This window comes from Methylobacterium sp. J-076 (assembly GCF_022829405.1).
Classification (GTDB): domain Bacteria; phylum Pseudomonadota; class Alphaproteobacteria; order Rhizobiales; family Beijerinckiaceae; genus Methylobacterium.
Genome location: NZ_JAKSXW010000012.1, coordinates 1 through 633, shown reverse-complemented (window position 1 = coordinate 633; position 633 = coordinate 1). Strand labels below are relative to the sequence as shown.

Annotated in this window: 2 protein-coding genes; both read right to left on the bottom strand. The window is 66.2% G+C overall.

Going from position 1 to position 633, the window contains the following annotated elements:
• The coding region (locus MKK53_RS00280) for a hypothetical protein (protein ID WP_243925796.1) at positions 1–313 on the bottom strand (313 nt) is incomplete at its 3' end.
• A partial coding sequence (locus MKK53_RS00275; RefSeq protein WP_243925794.1) for a hypothetical protein occupies positions 306–633 on the bottom strand: 328 nt, incomplete at its 5' end. The genes MKK53_RS00280 and MKK53_RS00275, both read right to left, overlap by 8 nt.

Here is a 633-nt window from a genome sequence, read left to right as displayed (position 1 = left end):
CGCTCTGCTTCGAGAGGATCGACAGGTTCTGGGTGTTCTGACTGAACCCGCGCAGCGCAGTTCCGATGGCGCCCATGGACAGGGCCGCCCCGCCGCTGGCCAGGCCAAGGGCGGTGAATGGCGCCGACATGCTGCCGAGGGCAGTGTTCAGTTTGCCAATGCTGCCGTGGAAGCCTTCGAAGTCCTTCCGCATGTCCTTAGCCGCCTGCGAGCCGGCGGCGGCCGTCCGTTGCAGTTTGGCGTTCAGCTTGTCCAACGGACCCGTGAATTGGTCCTGGACTTCTGCGACGAGGCGCAGGCGTTCGTCAGCCATCGGTGGTCATCCCTCCGCTGGGATAGGCGAGGCGCTGCAGCTCGTGCTCTGAGGACAGCTCCTGCAGGATCAAGACGATCTCGTCGTAGAGGAGCGCCCTGACCGGCTCGGCCGCCCGCTGCATCACCAGCCGGGGCGCCACGCGCGAGGCGAGCCCGAGGATCTTGTTCCGCACGACCGCGAGGCTGCCGGTCATGATGGCGATAGCGTCATCGATCAGGACGACCTTGCCGACCGCGATGTCGTTCTTGATCTCAGCCGATATGGCGAGCGCCCGGTCCTTGCGGGCTCGCTCCTGCGCTGGATCGAGGTTGCCCGGC